Raw genomic sequence first — 22,173 nt, 5'->3', positions numbered from 1 at the left:
CGCGTTCGGAGGTGCAGCAATGGCGTACGCACAGCCAGGACAGCCGGGCAGCCCGGTCAGGTTCGCCGAGCGGTACGACAACTTCATCGGCGGCAAATGGGTCGCCCCGGTGGAGGGTCGGTACTTCGACGACATCGGACCGATCGACGGCAAGCCGTTCACCCAGGTCGCCCGGTCCACCGCCGCGGACATCGAGTTGGCGCTCGACGCGGCGCACGCGGCCAGGGAGGCATGGGCGCGCACCAGCCCGACCGAGCGGTCCACCATCCTGCTGCGGATCGCGGACCGGATGGAGGAGAACCTCGAGCGGCTGGCGGTCGCCGAGTGCTGGGAGAACGGCAAGCCGGTCCGCGAGACGCTGGCCGCCGACCTGCCGCTGGCCGTGGACCACTTCCGCTACTTCGCCGGCGCGATCCGCGCCCAGGAGGGGTCCATCGGCGAGATCGACGCTGACACCGTCGCCTACCACTTCCACGAGCCGCTCGGCGTGGTCGGCCAGATCATCCCGTGGAACTTCCCGCTGCTGATGGCGGCGTGGAAGCTGGCGCCCGCGCTGGCCGCCGGCAACTGCGTGGTGCTCAAGCCGGCCGAGCAGACCCCGACGACCGCCCTGCTGTTCGCCGAGCTGATCGCCGACCTGCTGCCGGACGGCGTGCTGAACATCGTCAACGGGTTCGGCGTCGAGGCGGGCAAGCCGCTGGCCGCCAACTCGAGGATCGCCAAGGTCGCGTTCACCGGGGAGACCACCACCGGGCGGCTGATCATGCAGTACGCCTCGGAGAACATCATCCCGGTCACCCTGGAACTGGGCGGCAAGAGCCCGAACATCTTCCTGCCCGACGTGTGCGCCGCGGACGACGAGTTCCTGGACAAGGCGGTCGAGGGCTTCGTCCTGTTCGCGCTGAACCAGGGTGAGGTGTGCACCTGCCCGTCCCGCGCGCTGGTGCACGAGTCCATCTGGGACGAGTTCATGTCCCGGGCGATCGCCCGCACCGAGCGGATCGTGGCCGGCGACCCGCTCGACCCGGCCACCATGATCGGCGCGCAGGCGAGCAACGACCAGCTCGAGAAGATCCTGTCCTACCTGGAGATCGGCCGGCAGGAGGGCGCGGAGGTGCTCACCGGCGGCCACCGGCGCACCGTGGCGAAGTACCCGGACGGCTACTACGTGGAGCCGACCATCTTCTCCGGGCACAACGGCATGCGGATCTTCCAGGAGGAGATCTTCGGCCCGGTGGTGTCGGTGACCACGTTCTCCGACACCGACGAGGCGCTGCGCATCGCCAACGACACGCTCTACGGGCTTGGCGCCGCGGTGTGGACCAGGGACACCAACACCGCCTACCGGCTGGGCCGCGGCATCGAGGCGGGCCGGGTCTGGGTGAACTGCTACCACGCCTACCCGGCGCACGCCGCGTTCGGCGGCTACAAGCAGTCCGGCATCGGCCGGGAGACCCACCTGAAGATGCTCGACCACTACCAGCAGACCAAGAACATGCTGGTCAGCTACAGCCCCAAGGCGATGGGTCTGTTCTGATGGCCCGGGTGGCGATCACGCCGGCCGCCGAGGAGCTGCTGGGCAAGCTGGAACGGCGGCACGGGCCGCTGCTGTTCCACCAGTCCGGCGGGTGCTGCGACGGCAGCTCGCCGATGTGCTACCCGCGCGGCGAGTTCCGCGTCGGCGAGTCCGACGTGTACCTCGGGGACGTGGCCGGCACCCCGTTCTACATGTCGGCCGGCCAGTACGAGTACTGGAAGCACACCCACCTCACCGTGGACGTGGTGACCGGCCGGGGCTCCGGATTCAGCCTGGAGGCTCCCGAGGGCGTGCGGTTCCTCATCCGCTCGCGCCTGCTCACCGACGACGAGCTGCGCGCGGCGGACCCGGTGGTCAGGGGACCGCGCCCCTGAGGAGAACCCCGCCGTGGGTGGCCGACTACCCCGAACGGCCATCCACGGCGGGCCCACCGGGTGGACGTTTCACAGCCACCGGCCAGGCCGGGCCTGGTCTTCTGGTCGGCTGTCGGGCGGACCGGCGGGTTGCCCCGCCGGTCCCCCCAGAACCGGGCGTGCGTGCTTTCCCAGCACCCGGCCGCAGCGACCGGCGGGCGTGGTGCTGCCGCCTGGCAGGATTGCCGGCATGTACCCGCCGATCGAGCCCTACGACCGTGGCCACCTCGATGTCGGCGACGGCCATTCCATCTACTGGGAGACGGTCGGCTCGCCTGCGGGAACTCCGGTGGTGTGGCTGCACGGCGGGCCGGGGGCTCCGGCCTCACCGGGCAGCCGGCGCTACTTCGATCCCTCCCGGTACCGGGCGGTGATCTTCGACCAGCGGGGTTGCGGCCGTAGTCGGCCCCTGGCCACTGATCCCGACGCTGACCTGTCGACCAACACCACTGATCATCTGGTCGGCGATCTCGAGCGGCTGCGCGTCCACCTCGGCATTGACCGGTGGGTCGTGGTCGGCGGCTCGTGGGGGGTGACCCTCGGTCTGGTCTATGCCGAGCGGCATCCCGAACGAGTGCTCGGCATGGTGCTGGTCGCCGTGACCTCCGGTCGGTGGCGCGAGACGCAGTGGATCACCCGTGACATGGGGCGGGTGTTTCCCCGGGAGTGGGACCGCTTCGTCGAACTGGTGCCCGAAGCTGAGCGCGCCGGTGACCTGGCCGCCGCCTACGCCCGGCTGCTGGCCAGTCCCGACCCGGCTCTGCGGGAGGAGGCCGCGCGGCGCTGGTGCGCATGGGAGGACACCCACATGTCCCTGGCGCCCGGTTACACGCCGCACCTCAGTGTGCGGGAACTCCCCTGGCAGCAGGTCTTCGCCCGGCTGGTGACCCACTACTGGGGGCACGGCTGCTTTCTGGCCGACAACGAGGTGATGGCCAACCTGCACCGCATCGCCCACATCCCCGCCGTGCTGATCCACGGCCGGCACGACGTATCCGGACCGCTCGACACGGCCTGGGAACTGCACAAGGCCTGGCCCGCGAGCCGCTTGGTGGTGGTCGACGACGCCGGGCACTTCGGCGGCAGCATGGATGACGAGTTCGTCGCGGCCATCGACGCCATGAGCAGCGTCCAACCGCCTTCGTAGGGCTGGTCCCATCTCGATCCGCAAGCTGGCTCGTTCGCTCGTACCAGCTTCATCGCGCCAGTGCCCTTCGCCGAAAGACCAGCGATTTACGCCCGGATATCCCGGTGGCGCCCGTCTGCACGAACCCCGAGCGGCTGCGCGACCCGGATGGACAGCGCGTTGACAGAACACGTGCTCGACGCGTCCGTTGCTGGCCGGTCAGGGTATGACGACCATGCGGACGTGGTGCTTGTCGATGACCACGCCGGTGGGCAGGTCCTCGTCGGCCGTTCCGGCGGGGTAGGCGGTGATGACGGGCTGGGCGGCGCGGTCGCGGTCGAAGCGCTGGATCTGCCTGACCAGCCGCTCGGCGAGCTGGGCGGCCGCGGGGCCGTGCCCGGTTGCGCCGAGTTCGTAGCGGCGTTCGCCGTCCGGGCCGGGCTCGTCGATGGGGCGAGGCTTGGTGAGGTAGGCCAGGGAGTCGCCCTCGACGATCGCGGGAGTGCGGTAGGAGAACGCGGGACGGCAGACACCGGCCTCGATGGCCTCGTCGTCGGCGTCCAAGCGGCAGGTGCCGGATTCGGTGGCGGTCAGCCACAGCCAGATGTGGTCGAACGGCTCGTTGGCGACCACGGAAGCACCGGACCACACAGTGGTCTCCGGTCCGGTGAACACCTCTCGCAGTGCGGCGGGGTCGATGTTCTGGTCAACATCCCAGTGCAGCGCGACGTTGTCGGTGATGCTGCCGGTCTGCTCGCCGGTGGGCACGATACCGATCATGGGGATGAACCCACAGAGCTGGCTGTTCTCCGCCCGCAGATACGTGTCGTGGCGGGTGAAGGCGATGCTGCGGGCTTGGCCGCGCCAGTGCAGCGGGACCACCAGGGTGCCGCCGGGGGCGAGCTGCTCCAACCAGGCCGGGGGCAGGTCCCACGGCCCGACGGTGACGATGATCTTGTCGTAGGGGGCGTGGTCCGGTTCGCCGAGGGCGCCGTCGCCGGTGACCACCCGCACCCGGCCGTAGCCGGTCTCGGCCAAGGCGTGGCGGGCGTGGTCGGTGACGTCGGGGTGGATGTCGACGGTAGTGACGCTGCCGGTAGGTCCGACGAGTTCAGCCAGCAGGGCTGCGTTGTATCCGGTTCCGGCGCCGATCTCCAGCACGTTCTCGCCGGGCTGCGGGTCAAGCTGGCCGAGCATCATCGCCACCACGGTGGGTACCGAGGCGCAACTGGCGGGCCGATCCGCGCCGGGCTTGATGGTGATCGCCTTGTTGGCGTACGCCTCCTCGACCGAGGCCGCTGGCACGAACCGGTGCCGTGCAACGGCCCGGAACGCCTGCTCGATGCGCTCGGAGTGCAGGTGACCGCTGGTGCGGATGTTGCTGATCATCTGCTCACGCAGGTGCTCGGGACGAGTGCTGGTGGCGGTGCTGGAGTCGGTCATCCGGTTCCTTCCGTATGCGTTGGTACCGATCCGGGTGAGCTGATCGGCACACCCGTGGGCGGAGTGGTGAGCAGGCAGGCGTCCCATCCGGTGCCCGGCGGCAGGTCGGTGAGCGCGACTCCGGCGCCGCCTTCCAGCATCCCGCTGGACTCCGACAGTTTTCGGGTTGCCCGGGTGCGGCGGTGCCGCCAGCGGTGTTCCAGCCGAGCCAGGGCCTCGGCTTCGCTGCCGGGTTCGGCGTCGGCGAGCATCCGGCGGGCGGTGTGCACCAGCCCGGCCCAGCCGTGGCAGAGCGAGTCATCGCCGAGCTGGTCGAGCTGGGCGTCGTCGGTGATGCACGCGAGGAGCACGACCTTGGCCTCGGCCACCCTGGTGGGAGCGTCCAGTGCCTGGGCGGCCAGGTGGAGGGCGCGAGCCAGGCCGGGGGTGCCGTAGCACCAGGACGGTCGTTGCGGCCCCGGCTGGTCGGTTGCGGCGTTGGCCCATTCGCGGGCCGAGATCATGCCGGGCCACCAGGGGCCGGTTTCCGGGCCGCAGCGCCAGAAGTTGAGGAACCAGTCGGTGAGTTCGATCGCGTCGGCGTGTCCGGGTACGGTGATGCCGCCGATCATGGCGGCGGACAGCAGCGCCAGCGGCCCGGCGATGCCGTGTGCCATTCCGAGGTTTGCGTGGCCGCCGGGCCACCGCGGATCGGAGCGGCCGGACGGGCCGTTGGCGGTCCACCAGCCGGGCAGCGCGACGCCGTTCACGGTGATTTGGCCGGTCAGCCGGACCAGGTAGGTCAGCACGTCGCGCAGCGGTTCGCCGCCGGGGTGGTTCGGGTCGGCGTGGACGGCCTGAAGCAGGCACACCCCGAGTCCGGTCAGCCCGTTGATCAGATCGAACTCCCGCAGCTCCGGCAAGGCGCCGCGGTCGATCCGCTCGTGGCCGCGGACCAGGCGGGTGCGGGTGATCTCCGCGACGTGCTGGTCCAGGCGGGCCAGCACCGGGGTGTATGCCGGTTGTCCGGCGGTGCGCAGCACATAGGCGACGGCCGGGGCGCCCTGGTACAGGCTGGCCTCGGCGTGGGCCGCCACCGGGTGAGCGGTCATGGCCTTCACCCACTTGTGGGCGGTGGGCCAGTCGCCGATGCCGGCGTGCGCGTAGGCGATATGAAGCAGCGCCAGCCCGGCCCCGCCGGACAGGGACTGCCCCCAGTCGGGCGTGGGCTCCCGCTCCGGCGGCAGGGTGCCGGGAGAGGTGTAGCCGGTCACCGGGCCGTACCGCCGTCGTGGTGGCGGGCTCGCCAGGCGAGCGCGGCTTGCCGGGCCAGCCGGCGGCAGGTGCGTTCGCTGTCCGGGTCAATGCCGACGAGCCGGTTGTGCAGCATGTGCAGCACAGACTCCAGCACCACGTCGACGCTCGCCTGCGCCGGGAGGGCCTTCCGGTAGTGGCGCAGGGCGTAGGCGCGCCGAGCCCACGCCGGGCCGATCTCGGCTGCCCAGCCGGGAATCTGCGCCAACGCGGCCGGCTCGGTCGCCAGGAGGATGGCCCGGTCGGTCACGGCCCGGTTGACGGCGGGTGTTGCGGCCACGGGCCGGGCGGCCAGCCAGGTCATGGCCTCGGCCGGGTCACCGAAGAAGCCGGTGACGATGCCGACCATGTTCGCCACGACGAGCGCGAGATCGGTGTCGGTGGTGGGCTGGTGCCGCAACAGCGCGGCCACGGCGGCCGAGTCGGCGACGAAGACGTTCTCCGCGGCCTCCAGCGCCGGGCCTTGGCCGTAGCGGCCGACCTCCGGCAGGTAGGTGTCGAGGACGAGCCGTCCGACTAACCCTGCGTCCCGCATTCGCTGCGACCACTCCCCGACAATGTTCGTGCACGTACCGTAACGGTCCGTGGCGGTGCGAAGACGCAGCCGCAGGTGGTCAGTTTCGTGCGGGCCGCGGTATCGCAGCCACCAACACGCCGCCTCGAACCCGTGGGCATCGAGGGTGGCCAGCAGCGTGGGCAGGTGCTCGGCGATGATCTCGTTCATCCGCTCCGGGTGGGTGAACAGCTTCGCCGACAGCCACCGGGTGGCCGGGGCACCGGGGACCTGCCCGTGGCTGTTCGTCACGACCGGCAGGTGCTCGCGCAGGGGGTTGGGCGCGGGTTTGCCCGTGGTGACGAGGGGCACGGCGATTTCGTGGACGTGCCCGCCGAGCCACCCGAACGCCGATGGCGGAGCGGCCTCGATGAGGATGGCCTGCCCGTGCCGGGCCAGGTGGGCGCGCAGCAATTCCAGATGGATGGGCTCGTCCAAGGTGAGGCGCAGGGTGCGGTCGGCGTCGCGCAGCTCGACCACGGCGGGGCAGTCCCAGCGAGCGCGCCACCGGTCCAACGCCTGCCGCCACTCGCGCCCGCCGTGCGGGTCGGCCAGATCGTCGGGGGTCAGCCGCCACTGCGCCGGAAACAGGACGGTACGCCGGTAGCGCACCCGCGGCAGGCGCGGCAGGTTGACGTGCGGTCCCCAGTCGAACTGGTACCAGCCTGCGGAGAACGCCCGCGGCAGGTGGGCCAGGAACCGCACCACGGCCGGAGGCTGCTTGCGCAGGTCGAGCGCGTGGAACACCTGCGGCTCCACCACACGCCGCCGGGAGAGGCTGACCAGGTGCAGCCGGTCGCGGGTCGCGGTGACCCCGAGGTCGTTCACCGTCAGCAGCCTGGCCCCGCCGGTGTCGTCGAGGTGGCGGTGTTCTCCCAGCGGCAGCAGATGATCCAGGTAGGCGGGCACGCGGCAGACGTTCTCCGCGTTCGGGTACAGCGGGCCGAAGCTCAGTTGGACCCGCAGCGCGTTCTCGGTGGCGGCGGGCAGCCCCCGGTACGCCTCGGCCAGCCCGGTCCCGGTGGCCAGCGGGGTGAACCGCGAGGTGAGGGTTCCGGCGGCGCGGGCCGGCGCGACGGAGAGGGTGAACTCGCCCCGGTCCAGCGCCTCGATGCTGGGGGCGTGGACGCGGGCGGCCAGCTCGACGTGCGGCGGGATGGAGGGCTCGGCGAACCCCTCGCCGGTCAGCGCCGCGATCATCTCGTCGGTGAGGGTGATTTCGCCAGTGCCGGTGCTGATCGCCTCCCACGCTAGGGCGAGCAGCCGTTGATCGCGTTCGGCTGTGCCGGAGGAGGGTGTGGGCAGGACGCTGCCGGGGTAGCCGGCCGGATACCCCAGGCCGGTGTCCGGATCGAGCACGTCGACCAGCGGCACCAGCGTGCTGGTGCCGTACCGGTCCACGAAAGCCGCATGGTAGGCCCGCCACGTCGGCTCACCGGCCGGATGCCGGGTCAGCCGCAGCAGCGCGCTGGCGGCCTGCTCCATCTCCCGCGCGACCTGCTGCGGCAGCCACACCGCGCAGTCGAGCACGAGGTCACCGGTGAGCAGGGTCCGTCCTTGCCCGGAGACCTCGGCCATCCGCGAGGTGATCGTCTCGCGGATGGCGGGCTGCTCGGCCGGGTCCGCGTCGTTGTGCCGGGCCAGCTCGGCGTGGATGTCGTCCAGGTCGCGCACGAGCGCCGCGGTGTCCGGGGCGGCGTCGGCCAGGGTGTCCGCTCCGGCCGTGTGGAGTTGGTCGAGCAGGTGGGCCAGCGGGTCGGTCATGGTGAACGGGGCACGCAGGTTGGTGATCAGGTAGTCCTGCCCCACGAGGTCGGTGAGCATCGCGCGAACCGTGGCCGGATCGGCGGCGGGAAATGCCGTGGCCAGGTGCGCGGCCAGCGTGCCGAACCGGATCGGGATGGCCGCCGCGTCGCGGACGGCGTCAACAGCGTGCGTGTTGCGGATGCTGACCCGGTTCGGACCGTGCGGCACCTCCAGCCGCCCACCGCGCCGGACCGCGAGGTCGTTGACCTGGACGTTCAGGCGGTCCAGCAGCTCCGGGCAGCTCTCCAACCGGTCGATGACATCGGCCAGCCAGACGGTGTTCACGCGGGCCAGGCACCGGTGGGCGCTGCCCCAGCGCACGTCAGTGGACCGCCCGAGGGTCACGCCGGTCACGCCGGCGAACAACCCGAACGGAGTGGGGCGTCCGATGCTGCGCAGCAGATAGCGGGCAGTGGCCAGGGTGGCGCGGCGGACCTGTTTGTCGTCCACCGCGCGGCCGGTGCGGATCGCCATCACGCGGTCGGCCAGCGACCGGCTGGCCATGGTGATGGCCTCGGCGAAATCGGTGTTGGACCACACCTTGTCCAGCCAGGTGCGGCACCCGGCGATGTCGCCCGGATCGGGCCACCGCTCGGGTGCGTCGGTCAGCGCTGCGGCGGCGGCGCGCAACAACGCGACATCGACGTGGCGGTAGAGCGGTTTCGCCTCGCGCATCCTCATCCTCCGGCCACCTGTCGCGATCGGGCGGGAACCGCGGGGGCCGGCAAACACGCTCCCGGCCCCCGCGAAACGGATCGGCTCACACCCCGTCGCTGATGCACGCCGACGCGCAGGTCGGGTCGCATCCGTCGTCGGTGCCGCCCTTGCAGGCGGCGAGCGGATGACCCGCCGGTACATCGGTGATGATCTGGATGTCGAGGGCGAACGGGTCCTCGACAGCCGACGTGGGGACGGCCGCGGCCGTCTTGGACAGGGCCTCGGTGGTGAGGGTTGCGGGCATGCTGATCCTTTCGTTGGTGATGGGCTGATCTTCTTTAACCTGGCCGTGGAACCCTTGCGGGGCAAGCACTTTCCGGTCAGGACCCTGATGTGTGCACGGCTGGCGTGCGGCTAGCTGAGCGAGGCTGATCGGGGCGCGGATATGGGCGCGCAGCACCGGGCAGGGCGGGCCGTGGGCACCGCGTCCACAGGTGGGCTCATGGGGCGTCGTCCGCGCCGACTACGGGCATCACGGCGGTCTGCTCGGCCGATACCGCCGGTACCAGAAGCGGGGCACCGGGGCTTGCGGCCCTCCTGGGCAGCGGCGGTGCGGGTGTCGGCGGAAACGGTGGATAGGAGGCGGTCATCGCCAGCACGCAGCAGTCCGGGCACAGACGCTCCGGGCTCGGCGGGCGCAGTTCCCAGACGTCGGACACCGGCAGGCCACACAACCCGGCCATCGGCTGGTCGGGTTGCACGACGTGGGCGCGGCCGGCATAGAAGGTACCGCCGGGCCGGTTGGTGCCCCACCACCATCCGACTGGGCTTGTGGGCTGCACTGGTGTTCTGTCCGCCGTCACCGATCGCACCCCGATCACGCCCGCTGTTCACGGGTGGTCGCGCCGGCGCTCATGCCGTACCTCCCCTGGCACGGACGCTGATCCGGCGGACGTGGCCGTGCAGGCACTCGTAGAACCCACACACCACCCGGTACAGACCACATCGGTGACCGCCGGTGGGGAAGGTCAGCACTGGCCGCGCGGCTCCTACCCATGCGGTGGGAACCCAGTGGCCCGACCCGGGTCGGGGGTCCGGGTCGGACCACCGGGGGCTTGCGTCGGCCGCCGCCGTCGACGGGACCGGCGCGGGCGCCGAACCGGATGACCCAGCCAGGGGCGGTCGGAGCGCGTTCTCCTCGTTCATCAACAGCGGCATCGCCATGTCGTCCACGGTGCCGGCCGACACCGGGGTATCCGATCCCCATTGGGGCTAGCCCCAATGGGGCTTGACACGGCGGTAGGCGAAGCGAGCGACTAGTGCCTCTCCAGCCATGAAGACGCCCGGCGCACGCCGCCCGAGCGGTGGTTACGCTGTGAACCTGGACGGGTACGTCTGGTATTGGAAGGCGAACCATGAATGGTCCGGGACGACGCTGCCGGTTCTGCGGCACCCTGCTGCGTGTCGGCGTGAACGACACGATGTGCGGCTCCTGCGCCCGCGCCTGCGGGTTCCAGGCGCCGATCCCGGAGGGGTTCTACGAGGACGCGGCCCTGCGCGCCGCGTTGGCCCGCTACGACTTCGGCGCGGTGTTCGCCGCCGTCCGGCAGCAGACCGGGCTGTCGCAACTCCAGCTCGCTGACCTGCTGGGTCTGTCGCAGTCTCGGGTCTCCGCCGTCGAACGCGGCGAGCGCCGGCTCACCCACGTCAAGTTGGCCGCCAGGCTGGCCACCGTACTGCGCATTCCGGCATTCTTGCTCGGTTTTCCCGCCGACATCCCGACCGACGTGGCCGGTACCGTGACCGCCGAGGAGGTGAGTTGGTTGGAGCGCAGGGATTTCCTTGCCCTCGTCACGGCCGCCACGTTGGGATCAAGCCTGCATCCCGAACTCGCCCGACTTGGCTCACTGCTGCCCGGCCAGGTCGAACCGGTGACCCGGCCCCGTATCGGCGCGGCCGATGTCGACGCCATCGAGGCGATCACCGACGGGTTCCGCCGCTCGGACTTCGCCTACGGCGGTGGCCTCTGCCGCGCGGCGGCGGTCACGCAACTGCACCAGGTGCGCCAGTTGGAGAACGCCATCTGCACGCCGGAGACACGCACCCGACTGCTGGTCGCCATCGCCGAGCTGGCCAGCATGGCCGGGTGGATGGCCTACGACGTCGAAGACCACGACGCCGCGCGCCGCCTGTGGACCTACGCACTGGACACCGCCCGCCGCGCCGACGACCACCCCCGCGCGCCCGACCTCGCCGTCGATGTGCTGCTGGACATGGCGCACCAAGCCCTGCACCTCGACCGCGCCAGCGAGGCACTGCACCTCGTGCAGCTCGCCTCGGCCACCGCCGCCAACCGCAAGCATCCGGTCAGCACGATCACCCAGGGCTACATCTCGGCAGTCCTCGGATGGTGCCGCGCCGCTCTGGGCGAGGCCGAGCCCACCCGCCGCGCGATCGGCAACGCCCAGGACACCTACGCCACTGCCGACCCGGACACGACCCCGCCGTGGGCCTGGTTCGTCACCGACGCCGAGATCACCGCCCAGCAGGGCCACTCGCTTTACCTGCTGTCGCTGACCCGCCCCGAGTTCGCCCCCGACGCCATCGACAAGCTGACCGCGGCCGCCACCGGCTACGGCGCGGAGTACGAACGCAGCCGCGCCGTCATCCTGCCTCCGCTGGCGTCCGTGCAGTTCCAGGCCGGCGACATCGACGCGGCGGTGGCCACCGGCTACGAGGCGGTGGACGCGATCATCGGGCTGTCCTCCACCCGTGGCTACGCCCGGCTGCGAGTCCTGGACAGGATGGCCCAGCCGCACAGCCGCAAACCGGAGGTCGCTGACCTGCGCGAACACATCCGCGCCGCGCTGACCGCTGCGGCATGAGCCACCCAGCTGCGACCGACGCCCGCCTGCCCGGCCTGGACGCCCTGCACGCCGCGTGCCGGATCTTCGGAGCCAACCCTGCGGACGCCCGCCTCCTGCACCACCGCTCCAATGCGGTGTACCTACTTCCCCATGAGCGGGCTGTCGCCCGCCTGGCCCCCGATACCCCGGTACGCCGCCGCCGCGCCCAGACCTGCATCGAGGTCACCCGTTGGCTGGCGACCCAACCCGATCCGATCGCGTTGCCGCCGCTTCCCGGTGAGCAACCAGTGATCGCTGCTGGGGCGGTCGTCACCTTCTGGCCCCACCGCGCCCTCACCCCACCACCCTCGCTCGCCGACCTGGCGGCGCCCCTGCGACGGCTGCACAAGCAGCCCGCCCCACCGTTCCCGATGCCCCGTTACCAGCCGCTGCAACGGTTGAACGAGGCGCTGGCCATCGACCTGGACCGTCCCCAGCCCGCACTGACCACAGATGACCGGGCCTGGTTGCTCGACCGCGCGGCCACCGTGGCCGACACGTTCGCGGACACCGAGTTCCCGCTGGGGGAAGGCCTCATCCACGGCGACGCGCACAACGAGAACCTGGTCCGTGACCACGGCGATTGGCTGCTGATCGACTGGGACGGCACCTGCCTCGGTCCCCGCGAACTGGACCTGCTCGCCGGCATCCCCGACCACTTCCACGAACCCGAGGCCGACCGGTCGCGGTTCCTGACCGCCTACGGCTACAACATCCTCGACTGGCCCGGTTGGACCCTGCTGCGCGACATCACCGAACTGCACGCCCTCGGCGCCTACATCCGCCTTGCCCCCAGCAAGCCGGCCGCCGCCGCCGAACTACGCCACCGCATCCGATCCCTCCGCACCGGCGACCGATCCACCCGCTGGCAGGCTATCTCTTAGCCGCCGTCCCCGGCCGCGACCATGCCCGCGCGGTGGCCGGCTGCCCCGAACGGCCAGCCACGGCGGGCCCACCGGGTGGACGGCGACGGCCCGGCACTATGGAGGTAGGTTCCCCACCGGGAAGTTACCGTCCAGTTGGGCCGCGGTTGGCGGTCCCACGGGGAGGCGCCGGCCGTGCTCACTCGACGCTCGCCATGGCTGACCGAGGACCTGGACCCGATCCGGGACCTGGCGCGCACCTTCTTCGCCAAGGAGGTTGCGCCGCACCAGGAGCGCTTCGCCGCGCAGCAGCACGTCGACCGGGAGCTGTGGCACAAGGCCGGCGAGGTCGGCCTGCTCTGCCCCAGCATCCCGGAGACATACGGCGGGGGCGGCGGCACGTTCGCCCACGAGGCGGTGATCTACCAGGAACAGGCCCGCGCCGGGGACTCCAGCTTCGGCATCGGCGTGCACAGCGGGATCGTGGCGCACTACCTGCTCGGCTACGGCACCGAGGAGCAGAAGCGGCGGTGGCTGCCCCGGCTGGCCTCCGGTGAGCTGGTCGGCGCGATCGCCATGACCGAACCGGGCGCCGGCTCGGACCTGCAGGGCATCACCACCCGGGCGGTCCGCGACGGCGAGGAGTACGTGCTGACCGGGGCGAAGACCTTCATCACCAACGGCAGCCAGGCCGGCCTGGTGATCGTGGTCGCCAAGACCGACCCGGCGGCCGGCGCCAGGGGCGTGTCCCTGCTGGTCGTGGAGACCGACGGCGCGGAGGGCTTCCGCCGCGGCCGGGTGCTGCACAAGGTGGGCCTGCACGGCCAGGACACCGCCGAGCTGTTCTTCGACGACGTCCGGGTGCCCGCGGCGAACCTGCTCGGCGGGCAGGAGGGCCAGGGCTTCGTCCAGCTCATGCAGCAGCTCCCGCAGGAGCGGCTGATCATCGCGGTCAGCTCGATCGCGGCGCTGGAGCGGGCTGTCGAGGTCACCGTGGACTACGTCAAGCAGCGCAAGGCGTTCGGCCGCGAGCTGCTCGGGTTCCAGAACACCCGGTTCGTGCTCGCCGAGTGCGCCACCGAGGCCGCGGTCACCCGCTCCTTCGTGGACGACTGCGTCCAGCGGCACCTGACCGGCGAGCTGGACGCGGCCACCGCGGCGATGGCCAAGTGGTGGAGCACCGACCGGCTGTGCCGGGTGGTCGACGAGTGCGTGCAGCTCTTCGGCGGCTACGGCTACATGACCGAGTACCCGATCGCCCGCGCCTGGACGGACGCCCGGGTGCAGCGCATCTACGGTGGCACCAACGAGATCATGAAGGAACTGATCGCCCGCTCGCTGTAGTGGGCTCTCGGAAGGGTGGCGTGATGGGGCAGGGGCCGCTGGCCGGCCTGCGGGTCGTGGAGCTGATGGGCCTGGGCGCGGCGCCGTTCGCCGCGATGGTGCTCGCCGACCTGGGCGCGGACGTGGTTCGCGTCGAACGGGTCGGCCGGGGCGCCGACGTGCTCGGGGTCACCCAGGACCCGCTGGCTCGGGGACGCCGCTCGATCGCGGTGGATCTCAAGCGCGCCGAGGGCGTGGAACTGGTGCTGCGCCTGGTCGAGCGGTCCGACGTGCTGGTCGAGGGCTTCCGCGCCGGGGTCACCGAGCGGCTCGGTCTCGGCCCGGAGGACTGCCTGGCCCGCAACCCGAGGCTGGTCTACGGCCGGCTCACCGGGTGGGGCCAGGACGGGCCGCTGGCGCCGCGCGCCGGGCACGACATCAACTACATCTCGCTGGCCGGCGCGCTGGAACCGATCGGCCGGCCCGGCCGGCCGCCGGTGCCGCCGCTGAACCTGGTGGGTGACTTCGGCGGCGGCGGCATGCTGCTCGCCATGGGGGTACTCGCCGCGCTGTACGAGCGGGAGAACTCGGGCCGCGGCCAGGTGGTCGACGCGGCGATGGTGGACGGCGCCGCGCTGCTCACCACCATGCTGCACGGCATGCGCGCGGCCGGCGCCTGGTCCGGCGGGCGCGGGGAGAACCTGCTCGACGGCGGCGCCCCCTACTACGACACCTACCAGACCGCGGACGGCCGCTACGTCAGCATCGGCGCGCTGGAGGAGAAGTTCTACGCCGAGCTGCTCCGGCTGCTCGAGCTGGACCCGGCCGACCTGCCGGACCGCGACGACACCGCGCGGTGGCCGGAGCTGCGGGAGAAGATCGCGGCCGCGGTGCGCCGGCGGAGCCGCGACGAGTGGGCCGAGCTGGCCGTGGCCAGCGACGCCTGCCTCGCGCCGGTGCTCGAGCCGGGCGAAGCGCCGGATCACCCGCACAACCGCAAGCGGCAGACGTTCGTGGATGTCGCCGGCACGGTGCAGCCCGCGCCCGCACCCCGGTTCGGCCGCACGCCCGCGTCGACTCCCGCGCCGCCGCCTCACCCCGGCGCGGACACCGACACCGTGCTCGCCGAACTGGGCCTGCCCGCCGAGGAGGTGCGCCGGCTGCGGGCCGAGGGCCTGGTCGGCTGACGGGCTGTTCCGGAACTGGACCGACCCGCGATGGCGAGCACGGGAACGCGCCGGGGCGAGTTCGCAAGAACAGGTACTGACACCCGCACGGCACCCCGCGCGGTGACAGTGCACCGGACAGGGGAACGGAGATCCCGGGCGGAACCCTCGGTCGGCCGCACGGGGTACCGTTCGCTACACCGGATGATCCCTTGACGGGGACGTGCCGACAGGGCGGACACGATCGGACGGAGGCGGTTGCGGTGAACGCGAAGAAACTCGTGACGTGGCTCGTGGTCGCCCTCGTGGCGTACCTCCTCATCGGCCGGCCCGTCGAGTCGGCGAACGCGGTGCACACGGTTCTCGACTGGGCCAGGCAGGGAGCGGAAGCCCTGATCACGTTCGTGCGGACCGTGTTCACCTGACAGCCGATTCCGGAACTGGACCGACCTGCGATGCTGATGTGCGGAACGCGCCGGGGCGAAGCCCCCGCGATCGTAGGGGCGGGGCGAGCTACCAGGACAAACAGGGGCGTGCCGGTCACCGCGAGCCCCGGCGACACGATCGGAACGCGCGTTCTCAGAACAGACACGGAGCCGGTCCCGCGAGACGCAGCGCCGCATCTCTCGCTCATCCCGGCACGCAGCAGGACGCAGCACCCCGATCAGCGTGGCACCCAATCTCCCCGACGGATCCCCGGTCCCGACCGCGTCGTGCCGACATCGTCGGTGTCCGGCCCGCCCTCGTCAAGGTCGGTACCGGCTGACCTGTCCTGGCTCATGGTGGGAACTTCCCACCATGAGCCAGCGGTGTGAAGGCCCGGTGAGTGATCGCGGGCGGGGCTCACTGCGACTACGGAGGGTGTTGTTTGTGCCCGGTTGGCGGCACCTCCGTTGGGCCTTCCGGGTGGAGTTCACCAATAACGCCCTGGTAACGCCGCCCCACTTCCCTCGCGGGTCTAGCGATGTGTCGGTGGTCCGGCATACGGTTCGCAGGCATTGGGTGATCATCAGGCCGGTCGAGGAGGCAGGGATGGTCGACGATTCCGGTGTGGACGAGCTGCTGAGGCAGTGGACCTCCGAGCGGGCGCAGGACGCCGAGCTGCAGGAAACCAACGAGCTCAAGGCCGCGTGGCTCGCCGAGGCCACCCTGGCCACGCCGAGCATCCCGGCGCCGCGCGGGCACAGCGGCCCCGCCACCGGCGGCGGCCTGCTCGCCGGTGAGGACGCCGACCCGGCCTACCTGGCCGCCATGCGCAGGCGGCTGCCCGGCGTGCCCGACAGCCTGCTGGCCGCGGCGGCCAGCTGGTGGCAGCTCATCGGCGATCTCGCCGAGGCCGAGCAGTGGTGGGACGCCGGCATCAGCCCACTCGACCAGCGCGCCCTGGAGTACCGGGCGGCCGGTCTGCGCCCCGCCGACCTGAGCCGCCGGCTCGGCCCGCTCACCGTGCTGGAACACCTGCGCCGCGGCAGCGCACCGGCCTGGTGCGTGGCCCGGCTGCAGCGCCAGCGCCGGGACATCGCCTGACGGCGAGGGAGCGAGACCGAGCAAGATCAACCGAGACTGGCCGACTGGTCCCCCCGGTCCAGCGGATATCGACCCGGCCACGGGCGTCCGGGTTCCTCCCCGGCCCGGCCGCCCGTGGCGGGAACTGCCGCGGTCCGGCGGCGTTCGGCGCCGTCCTCCGGTGCGTCGCAGGTCACCTGGGCGACGGTGTTAGCGTCGAAGGGTGCGCGGCAACCTGTTCAGCGCCCGCGGGCTGGCCCTGCTGAGCCTCTGCGGGCTGTGCCTGGTCGGCTGCGTGCTGCTCGCCTGGTGGCAGTGGAACAGGTTCGAGTCCGCCACCGGGACCCTGCAGAACCTCGGCTACGTGCTGCAGTGGCCGCTGTTCGGCCTGTTCCCCTTCTACATGTTCTGGCGGATGCGCCGGCTCGCGGCCGCGCGGGACGCCGCGGAGTCCGCGGAAGCCGAACCCGACCAGACCGGCCCGGAGGAGCCCGGTCGCCCGCGTCCCGCCGGCGACCCACCGACCACGCCCGATACCGGTGCCGAATCCCCGATCACGGCCGAGACCGGCGCCGAGTCTCCGGCCGCGCGGGCAGCACCCGAACCGGCGCCCCGGAGCCGCCGTGCCGGCCCGCCACCGTGGCGGGCGCCGCGCCCGAGGGTGCCGTCGCCGCAAGACGAACCGGACGAGGAACTCGCCGCCTACAACCGGTACCTCGCCGAACTCCACGCCAGGGACGCCGGCCGTGCGAGCTGACCGGCCGGACCGAGCTGACCCCCCGGCGTCACCGCCGGGTGAGGATTCTCCACGTCGACAAGGAAGGCGACAGCTGCCGATGAAGGGTGCCCTGAGCCGGTACCGGGTGATGGCCTACGTGGTCGGTGTGGGCCTGTTGCTGCTGGTCCTGGTGGCCATGCCGCTGAAGTACTTCGCCGACCAGCCCATGCTGGTCCAGGTGGTCGGGCCGATCCACGGCTTCCTGTACATGGTGTACCTGGTGGCCGTCGCGGACCTGGCGATCAAGTCCCGCTGGTCGGTGAAGGGCACCGTGCTGGTGATGTTGGCCGGAACGATCCCGTTCCTGTCCTTCGTGGCCGAGCGCAAGGTGGCGCACCGCGCCGAGGCCGGCCTGCGCGTCTGATTCCCGACACCGCCGGTTCCGGTGGGACAATCGGGGACGTGGGGAGTGACACGGGCCTGTTCGGGCCCGACTCGGTGACCTGGCGTGTGCACGGCGAACCGGTGCTCTTCGTCGGCGGCCTGCGCGCGCTGCTGCTGCAGGCACTCCACCCGCTGGCCATGGCCGGCGTCGCCGAGCACTCCCGCTACCGGGAGGACCCGTGGGGCCGGCTGCGACGCACCGCCGACTACGTCGGTACGGTCACGTTCGGTAGCCGGGCTGACGTGGACGCGGCCGTGGCCAGGGTCAGGGCGGTGCACCGCACGGTCACCGGCGTCGACCTGGTCACCGGGCAGCCGTACCGGGCCGACGATCCGGAACTGCTGCGCTGGGTGCACTGCTGCGAGGTCGACTCCTTCCTCACGACCGCGCGGCGGATCGGACTGCTCGACCCCGACGAGGCCGACGCCTACGTGGCCGAGCAGGCCAGGGCCGGCCGGCTGGTCGGTGTGCCGGACCGGTTGCTGCCGCGCAGCGCCGCCGACCTGGCCAGCTACTTCGACGGGGTGCGCCCGCAGTTGCGCCGCACCCCGGCCGCGGTGCGCGGGCTCGGCTTCCTGCTGCTGCCACCCATGCCCGCCCGGGTGGCGCTGCTCACCCCGGCCCGGCCGGCCTGGGCCGGGATCGCCGCGTTGGCGTTCGCGCTGCTCCCCCGGTGGGCGCGGCGGATGTACGGCATGCCTGGCCTGCCCACCACCGACCTCGGCGCCACGGCCGCGGTGTTCTCGCTGCGGACCGCGTTGCGCGCGCTGCCCGAGGAGTGGCGGCAGGGACCACACCTGCGGGCGGCACGGGCGCGGATCACCGCCGGCGCGGGTTGACCGCGACGTGCGGCCCGCCTAGCGTTTCGTGCCAATCAAACTGAACACGGCCGTCGATGCCGAGCGGGAGAGACCCCGGTCGCCCGGGGCGCCGAAGGAGCAAATCCTCCCCGGAAACTCTCAGGCACAGCTACCGCCCGGCGAAGGCAACTCTGGAGAGTAGGCGCGCGAGTGCCTCGCCCACGGTGCAAGCCGCGCCCGCCGCGCGGTGAAGCTCTCAGGCCCATGACAGAGGGGGAGGACTCACCCGGCCGCGAGCCCGGCGCTCGCGGCGGCGCAGCGAGGAGTCCCCGATGGTCCGTGTCAGCGCTTCCCCACCGATCGTCGCCGCCGTGGCCGGTGCGCGCGCCGGTACGGTGCCGGCGCCGCCCGGTCCCGCCCGCGTGACCGACCGTCACCACCGCCAGGAGCAACCGATGTCGCCGTCCACTCCGGAGCAGCCCGCCGGCCGCCGCACGCCACTTCACGCCGAGCACGAGGTCCTCGGGGCGCGGTTCGTTGACTTCGCCGGCTGGCGCATGCCGGTCCGCTACGACAGCGAACTGGCCGAGCACCACGCGGTGCGTGACGCCGCCGGACTGTTCGACCTCAGCCACATGGGCGAGATCCGGGTGAGGGGTGCCGAGGCGGGCCCGGCGCTGGACCACGCGGTCGTCGGGCACGCCTCCAAGATCGCCGTCGGTCGGGCCCGGTACTCGCTGCTGTGCCGGCCGGACGGCGGCGTGCTGGACGACCTGATCGTCTACCGCACCGCCGAGTCGGAGTTCCTCGTGGTGGCGAACGCCGCCAACGCCGACCTGGTGCTCGCCGAACTCCGCGAACGCGCCGCCGGCTTCGCCGCCGAGGTGGTGGACGACTCGGCGGACACCGCGCTGATCGCGCTGCAGGGCCCGGTGGCCGCCCGGGTGCTGGCCGAGCTGACCGACGCCGATTTGGACGGCCTGCGCTACTACGCGTCCGTGCCGGCCCGGGTGGCCGGCCGGGAGGTGCTGCTCGCCCGCACCGGCTACACCGGCGAGGACGGCTTCGAGCTGTTCTGCCCGGCCGGCGACGCGGTCCCGCTGTGGCGGGCGCTGCTGGACGCCGGCCGGCCGCACGGCGTGCGCCCGGCCGGGCTCGGCTGCCGGGACAGCCTGCGCCTGGAGGCTGGCATGGCGCTGTACGGCAACGAACTGACCGTGGCGACCAACCCGTACCAGGCCAACCTCGGTCGGGTGGTGAAGCTGGACAAGCCGGCGGACTTCGTCGGCCGTGCGGCGCTGGCCGAGATCGCCGAGCGGGGCGTGGACACCGTCCTGGTCGGCCTCACCGGCACCGGGCGGCGCGCGCCCCGGCACGGCTACCCGGTGCTCGACCCGGCCACCGGCACCGAGATCGGTACGGTGACCAGCGGCGCGCCGTCGCCCACCCTGGGGCACCCGATCGCCATGGCCTACGTTCGGCGCCAGTACGCCGCGCCGGGCACCAAGCTCGCGGTCGACGTGCGCGGCCGCCAGGAAGCCGTCGAGGTCACCGAGCTGCCGTTCTACCGCCGGCAGCGCCAGAGCCCCTGAGGAGTTTCGATGACCGAGCTGTTCACCGCCGCTCTGTCCGATGTGGACCCGGAGATCGCCGCGGCCGTCGACGCGGAGCTGGGCCGGCAGCGCGGCACGCTGGAGATGATCGCCTCGGAGAACTTCGCGCCGTGGTCCGTGCTGCAGGCGCAGGGTTCCGTGCTGACCAACAAGTACGCCGAGGGCTACCCGGGGCGGCGCTACTACGGCGGCTGCGAGCACGTCGACGTGGTGGAGCGGCTGGCCATCGAGCGGGTGATCGCGCTGTTCGGCGCCGACCACGCCAACGTGCAGCCGCACTCCGGCGCCCAGGCCAACGCGGCCGCGATGCACGCGCTGCTGGAGCCGGGCGACACCATTCTGGGGCTGGACCTGGCGCACGGCGGGCACCTCACCCACGGCATGCGGCTGAACTTCTCCGGCCGGCTGTACAACGTGGTTGCCTATCACGTGCGCGAGGCGGACCACCGGGTCGATATGGACGAGGTGGAGCGGCTGGCACGGGAGCACCGGCCCAAGCTGATCCTGGCCGGCTGGTCCGCCTACCCGCGGCAACTGGACTTCGCCGAGTTCCGCCGGATCGCCGACGAGGTGGGCGCCTACCTGATGGTGGACATGGCGCACTTCGCCGGCCTGGTCGCCGCCGGCCTGCACCCGAACCCGGTGCCGTACGCCGACGTGGTCACCACCACCACGCACAAGACGCTGGGCGGACCGCGCGGCGGCGTGGTGCTGTGCCGGCAGGACTACGCCAAGAAGATCAACTCCGCGGTCTTTCCCGGCCAGCAGGGCGGCCCGCTGGAGCACGTGATCGCGGCCAAGGCGGTGTCGTTCCGGATCGCGGCGAGCGAGGAGTTCGCCGAGCGGCAGCGCCGCACCCTGGCCGGGGCCAGGCAGTTGGCGGAGCGGCTGACCGCGCCGGACGCCGCGGAGGCGGGCGTGCGCGTGCTCACCGGCGGCACCGACGTGCACCTGGTGCTGGTGGACCTGCGCGAGTCCGAACTGGACGGCAAGCAGGCCGAGGACCGGCTGCACGAGGTGGGCATCACGGTGAACCGGAACGCGGTGCCGTTCGACCCGAGGCCGCCGATGGTGACCTCCGGCCTGCGCATCGGCACCCCGGCGCTGGCCACCCGCGGGTTCGGCGCGGAGGAGTTCGCCGAGGTCTCCGACGTGATCGCGGCGGCGCTGCGGCCGGACGCCGACCTGCCCGGCCTGCGCGCCCGGGTGGAGCGGCTCGCGGAGAAGCACCCGCTGTACCCGCAGCTGTGAGGGTTGTCACCGCGGCAGGCGGAATTGGCTGAAGCGTTCATGAGGTTGGCGGCCAGTGAGGACGCGCGGGCGGTTCCGGGCCCGCGCGCGGGACCGGAAAGGGGCTGCCCAGCATGACCGCTGCCGCCACGGACCAGTTCGCCGACCTGCTCGCGCTGGACCGCGCCGCGCAGGACCTGCTGTTCCGCGAGGCACGGACGGCCAACGCGTTCACCGACGAGCCGGTCACCGAGGAGCAGGTGCGGGCCATCTACGACCTGGTCCGGTGGGCGCCGACCAGCATGAACATGCAGCCGCTCCGGCTGCTGCTGGTGCGCTCCGACGAGGCCAGGAAGCGGCTGCTGCCGCACCTGTCGGAGGGCAACCGGGCGAAGACCGCGAGCGCTCCGCTGGTCGCCGTGCTCGCCGCGGACGTCGACTTCCACGAGAACCTGCCCAGGGTGTTCCCGCACAAGCCGGACGCCAGGGACGCCTTCGCCGGCTCCGTCGCGGCCCGCCGGAGGAACGCGCACCTCAACGCGACGCTGCAGGTCGCGTATTTCATCCTCGGGGTGCGGGCCGCCGGCCTGGATGCCGGCCCGATGACCGGGTTCGACGTCGAGGGCGTGCACCAGGAGTTCTTCGCGGGCACCTCGCTGGAGCCGCTCGTCGTGGTCAACATCGGGCACATCGACCACTCCGCGACGTTCCCGCGCAGTCCCCGGTTGGACTACGACGAGGTCGTCCGGGAGGTCTAGCCGACGATCCGCCGGGT

19 protein-coding genes and 2 riboswitches are annotated in these 22,173 nt (G+C 72.1%); of the genes, 15 read left to right on the top strand and 4 right to left on the bottom strand.

Features of this window, described 5'->3' with window-relative positions; translation table 11 throughout:
* Window positions 1-19 precede the first annotated feature (19 nt).
* From adh to pip, 3 genes are all read left to right on the top strand, one after another.
* On the top strand, window positions 20-1,537 hold the full coding sequence (gene adh, locus FFT21_RS17615; RefSeq protein ID WP_137814983.1) for an aldehyde dehydrogenase: 1,518 nt from the start codon (window positions 20-22) through the stop codon (window positions 1,535-1,537).
* Window positions 1,537-1,911: a DUF779 domain-containing protein gene (locus FFT21_RS17610; RefSeq protein ID WP_137814982.1), complete on the top strand. Its 375-nt coding sequence runs from the start codon at window positions 1,537-1,539 to the stop codon at window positions 1,909-1,911. Before adh ends, FFT21_RS17610 begins: the two co-directional genes overlap by 1 nt.
* A gap of 229 nt (window positions 1,912-2,140) precedes the next feature.
* Window positions 2,141-3,097: a prolyl aminopeptidase gene (gene pip, locus FFT21_RS17605; protein ID WP_192909601.1), complete on the top strand. Its 957-nt coding sequence runs from the start codon at window positions 2,141-2,143 to the stop codon at window positions 3,095-3,097.
* Between the two features lie 198 nt (window positions 3,098-3,295).
* Here the strand turns inward: pip and fxlM are convergent, their stop codons facing one another.
* From fxlM to FFT21_RS17585, 4 genes are all read right to left on the bottom strand, one after another.
* On the bottom strand, window positions 3,296-4,519 hold the full coding sequence (fxlM, locus tag FFT21_RS17600; RefSeq protein WP_137814981.1) for a methyltransferase, FxLD system: 1,224 nt from the start codon (window positions 4,517-4,519) through the stop codon (window positions 3,296-3,298).
* Window positions 4,516-5,772 (bottom strand): lanthionine synthetase C family protein, encoded by a 1,257-nt coding sequence (locus FFT21_RS17595; RefSeq protein ID WP_192909600.1) that lies wholly within the window; start codon window positions 5,770-5,772, stop codon window positions 4,516-4,518. The genes fxlM and FFT21_RS17595 overlap by 4 nt, the downstream gene beginning before the upstream one ends.
* Entirely contained in the window at window positions 5,769-8,846 is a 3,078-nt protein-coding gene (locus FFT21_RS17590; RefSeq protein ID WP_137814979.1) for a lantibiotic dehydratase, read from the bottom strand. Before FFT21_RS17590 ends, FFT21_RS17595 begins: the two co-directional genes overlap by 4 nt.
* An 85-nt stretch (window positions 8,847-8,931) precedes the next feature.
* Window positions 8,932-9,132 (bottom strand): FxLD family lanthipeptide, encoded by a 201-nt coding sequence (locus tag FFT21_RS17585; protein WP_137814978.1) that lies wholly within the window; start codon window positions 9,130-9,132, stop codon window positions 8,932-8,934.
* A gap of 1,165 nt (window positions 9,133-10,297) precedes the next feature.
* Between FFT21_RS17585 and FFT21_RS17580 the strand changes: the two genes are divergently transcribed.
* The 12 genes from FFT21_RS17580 to FFT21_RS17530 all read left to right on the top strand — a co-directional run bounded on the left by FFT21_RS17580 (window position 10,298) and on the right by FFT21_RS17530 (window position 22,156).
* Window positions 10,298-11,713 (top strand): helix-turn-helix domain-containing protein, encoded by a 1,416-nt coding sequence (locus FFT21_RS17580; protein ID WP_225978508.1) that lies wholly within the window; start codon window positions 10,298-10,300, stop codon window positions 11,711-11,713.
* The gene (locus FFT21_RS17575) at window positions 11,710-12,618 is read left to right on the top strand and encodes a phosphotransferase (RefSeq protein ID WP_137814977.1); all 909 of its coding nucleotides are present in this window, start codon (window positions 11,710-11,712) and stop codon (window positions 12,616-12,618) included. The genes FFT21_RS17580 and FFT21_RS17575 overlap by 4 nt, the downstream gene beginning before the upstream one ends.
* 174 nt (window positions 12,619-12,792) lie before the next feature.
* Window positions 12,793-13,941 carry an acyl-CoA dehydrogenase family protein gene (locus FFT21_RS17570; RefSeq protein ID WP_137814976.1) on the top strand — a complete coding sequence of 383 codons (1,149 nt, stop codon included), beginning with the start codon at window positions 12,793-12,795 and terminating at the stop codon, window positions 13,939-13,941.
* A gap of 23 nt (window positions 13,942-13,964) precedes the next feature.
* Entirely contained in the window at window positions 13,965-15,107 is a 1,143-nt protein-coding gene (locus tag FFT21_RS17565; protein ID WP_137814975.1) for a CaiB/BaiF CoA transferase family protein, read from the top strand.
* Between the two features lie 242 nt (window positions 15,108-15,349).
* Entirely contained in the window at window positions 15,350-15,511 is a 162-nt protein-coding gene (locus tag FFT21_RS29195) for a hypothetical protein (RefSeq protein ID WP_192909599.1), read from the top strand.
* A 607-nt stretch (window positions 15,512-16,118) separates the two neighbouring features.
* Complete coding sequence (locus tag FFT21_RS17560; RefSeq protein WP_137814974.1) at window positions 16,119-16,613, top strand: helix-turn-helix transcriptional regulator; 495 nt, start codon at window positions 16,119-16,121, stop codon at window positions 16,611-16,613.
* A 202-nt stretch (window positions 16,614-16,815) separates the two neighbouring features.
* Window positions 16,816-17,349: a transcriptional regulator gene (locus tag FFT21_RS17555; RefSeq protein ID WP_225978507.1), complete on the top strand. Its 534-nt coding sequence runs from the start codon at window positions 16,816-16,818 to the stop codon at window positions 17,347-17,349.
* A gap of 79 nt (window positions 17,350-17,428) precedes the next feature.
* Window positions 17,429-17,734: a DUF3817 domain-containing protein gene (locus FFT21_RS17550; protein ID WP_137814973.1), complete on the top strand. Its 306-nt coding sequence runs from the start codon at window positions 17,429-17,431 to the stop codon at window positions 17,732-17,734.
* A gap of 38 nt (window positions 17,735-17,772) precedes the next feature.
* Entirely contained in the window at window positions 17,773-18,594 is an 822-nt protein-coding gene (locus FFT21_RS17545) for an oxygenase MpaB family protein (RefSeq protein WP_137814972.1), read from the top strand.
* A gap of 54 nt (window positions 18,595-18,648) precedes the next feature.
* A riboswitch (glycine riboswitch) is annotated at window positions 18,649-18,740 on the top strand.
* A 1-nt stretch (window position 18,741) separates the two neighbouring features.
* Window positions 18,742-18,836, top strand: a riboswitch (glycine riboswitch).
* Between the two features lie 174 nt (window positions 18,837-19,010).
* Entirely contained in the window at window positions 19,011-20,147 is a 1,137-nt protein-coding gene (gene gcvT, locus FFT21_RS17540; RefSeq protein WP_137814971.1) for a glycine cleavage system aminomethyltransferase GcvT, read from the top strand.
* A gap of 9 nt (window positions 20,148-20,156) precedes the next feature.
* Complete coding sequence (glyA, locus tag FFT21_RS17535) at window positions 20,157-21,419, top strand: serine hydroxymethyltransferase (protein WP_137814970.1); 1,263 nt, start codon at window positions 20,157-20,159, stop codon at window positions 21,417-21,419.
* 113 nt (window positions 21,420-21,532) lie between these two features.
* A complete protein-coding gene (locus FFT21_RS17530; protein ID WP_137814969.1) occupies window positions 21,533-22,156 on the top strand; it encodes a malonic semialdehyde reductase in 624 nt (207 codons plus the stop codon).
* Window positions 22,157-22,173: the final 17 nt, after the last annotated feature.

The organism is Gandjariella thermophila (genome assembly GCF_005405885.1).
Taxonomy (GTDB): Bacteria; Actinomycetota; Actinomycetes; order Mycobacteriales; family Pseudonocardiaceae; genus Gandjariella; species Gandjariella thermophila.
This window is presented reverse-complemented; position numbering and strand designations above follow the sequence as displayed.

Excerpts from the sequence above, each read along its gene's own strand:
- adh (WP_137814983.1), top strand. The coding sequence starts at position 20 with ATGGCGTACGCACAGCCAGGACAGCCGGGCAGCCCGGTCAGGTTCGCC.
- FFT21_RS17610 (WP_137814982.1), top strand. The coding sequence starts at position 1,537 with ATGGCCCGGGTGGCGATCACGCCGGCCGCCGAGGAGCTGCTGGGCAAG.
- pip (WP_192909601.1), top strand. The coding sequence starts at position 2,141 with ATGTACCCGCCGATCGAGCCCTACGACCGTGGCCACCTCGATGTCGGC.
- fxlM (WP_137814981.1), bottom strand. The coding sequence starts at position 4,519 with ATGACCGACTCCAGCACCGCCACCAGCACTCGTCCCGAGCACCTGCGT.
- FFT21_RS17590 (WP_137814979.1), bottom strand. The coding sequence starts at position 8,846 with ATGCGCGAGGCGAAACCGCTCTACCGCCACGTCGATGTCGCGTTGTTG.
- FFT21_RS17585 (WP_137814978.1), bottom strand. The coding sequence starts at position 9,132 with ATGCCCGCAACCCTCACCACCGAGGCCCTGTCCAAGACGGCCGCGGCC.
- FFT21_RS17575 (WP_137814977.1), top strand. The coding sequence starts at position 11,710 with ATGAGCCACCCAGCTGCGACCGACGCCCGCCTGCCCGGCCTGGACGCC.
- FFT21_RS17565 (WP_137814975.1), top strand. The coding sequence starts at position 13,965 with ATGGGGCAGGGGCCGCTGGCCGGCCTGCGGGTCGTGGAGCTGATGGGC.
- FFT21_RS17560 (WP_137814974.1), top strand. The coding sequence starts at position 16,119 with ATGGTCGACGATTCCGGTGTGGACGAGCTGCTGAGGCAGTGGACCTCC.
- FFT21_RS17550 (WP_137814973.1), top strand. The coding sequence starts at position 17,429 with ATGAAGGGTGCCCTGAGCCGGTACCGGGTGATGGCCTACGTGGTCGGT.
- gcvT (WP_137814971.1), top strand. The coding sequence starts at position 19,011 with ATGTCGCCGTCCACTCCGGAGCAGCCCGCCGGCCGCCGCACGCCACTT.
- glyA (WP_137814970.1), top strand. The coding sequence starts at position 20,157 with ATGACCGAGCTGTTCACCGCCGCTCTGTCCGATGTGGACCCGGAGATC.
- FFT21_RS17530 (WP_137814969.1), top strand. The coding sequence starts at position 21,533 with ATGACCGCTGCCGCCACGGACCAGTTCGCCGACCTGCTCGCGCTGGAC.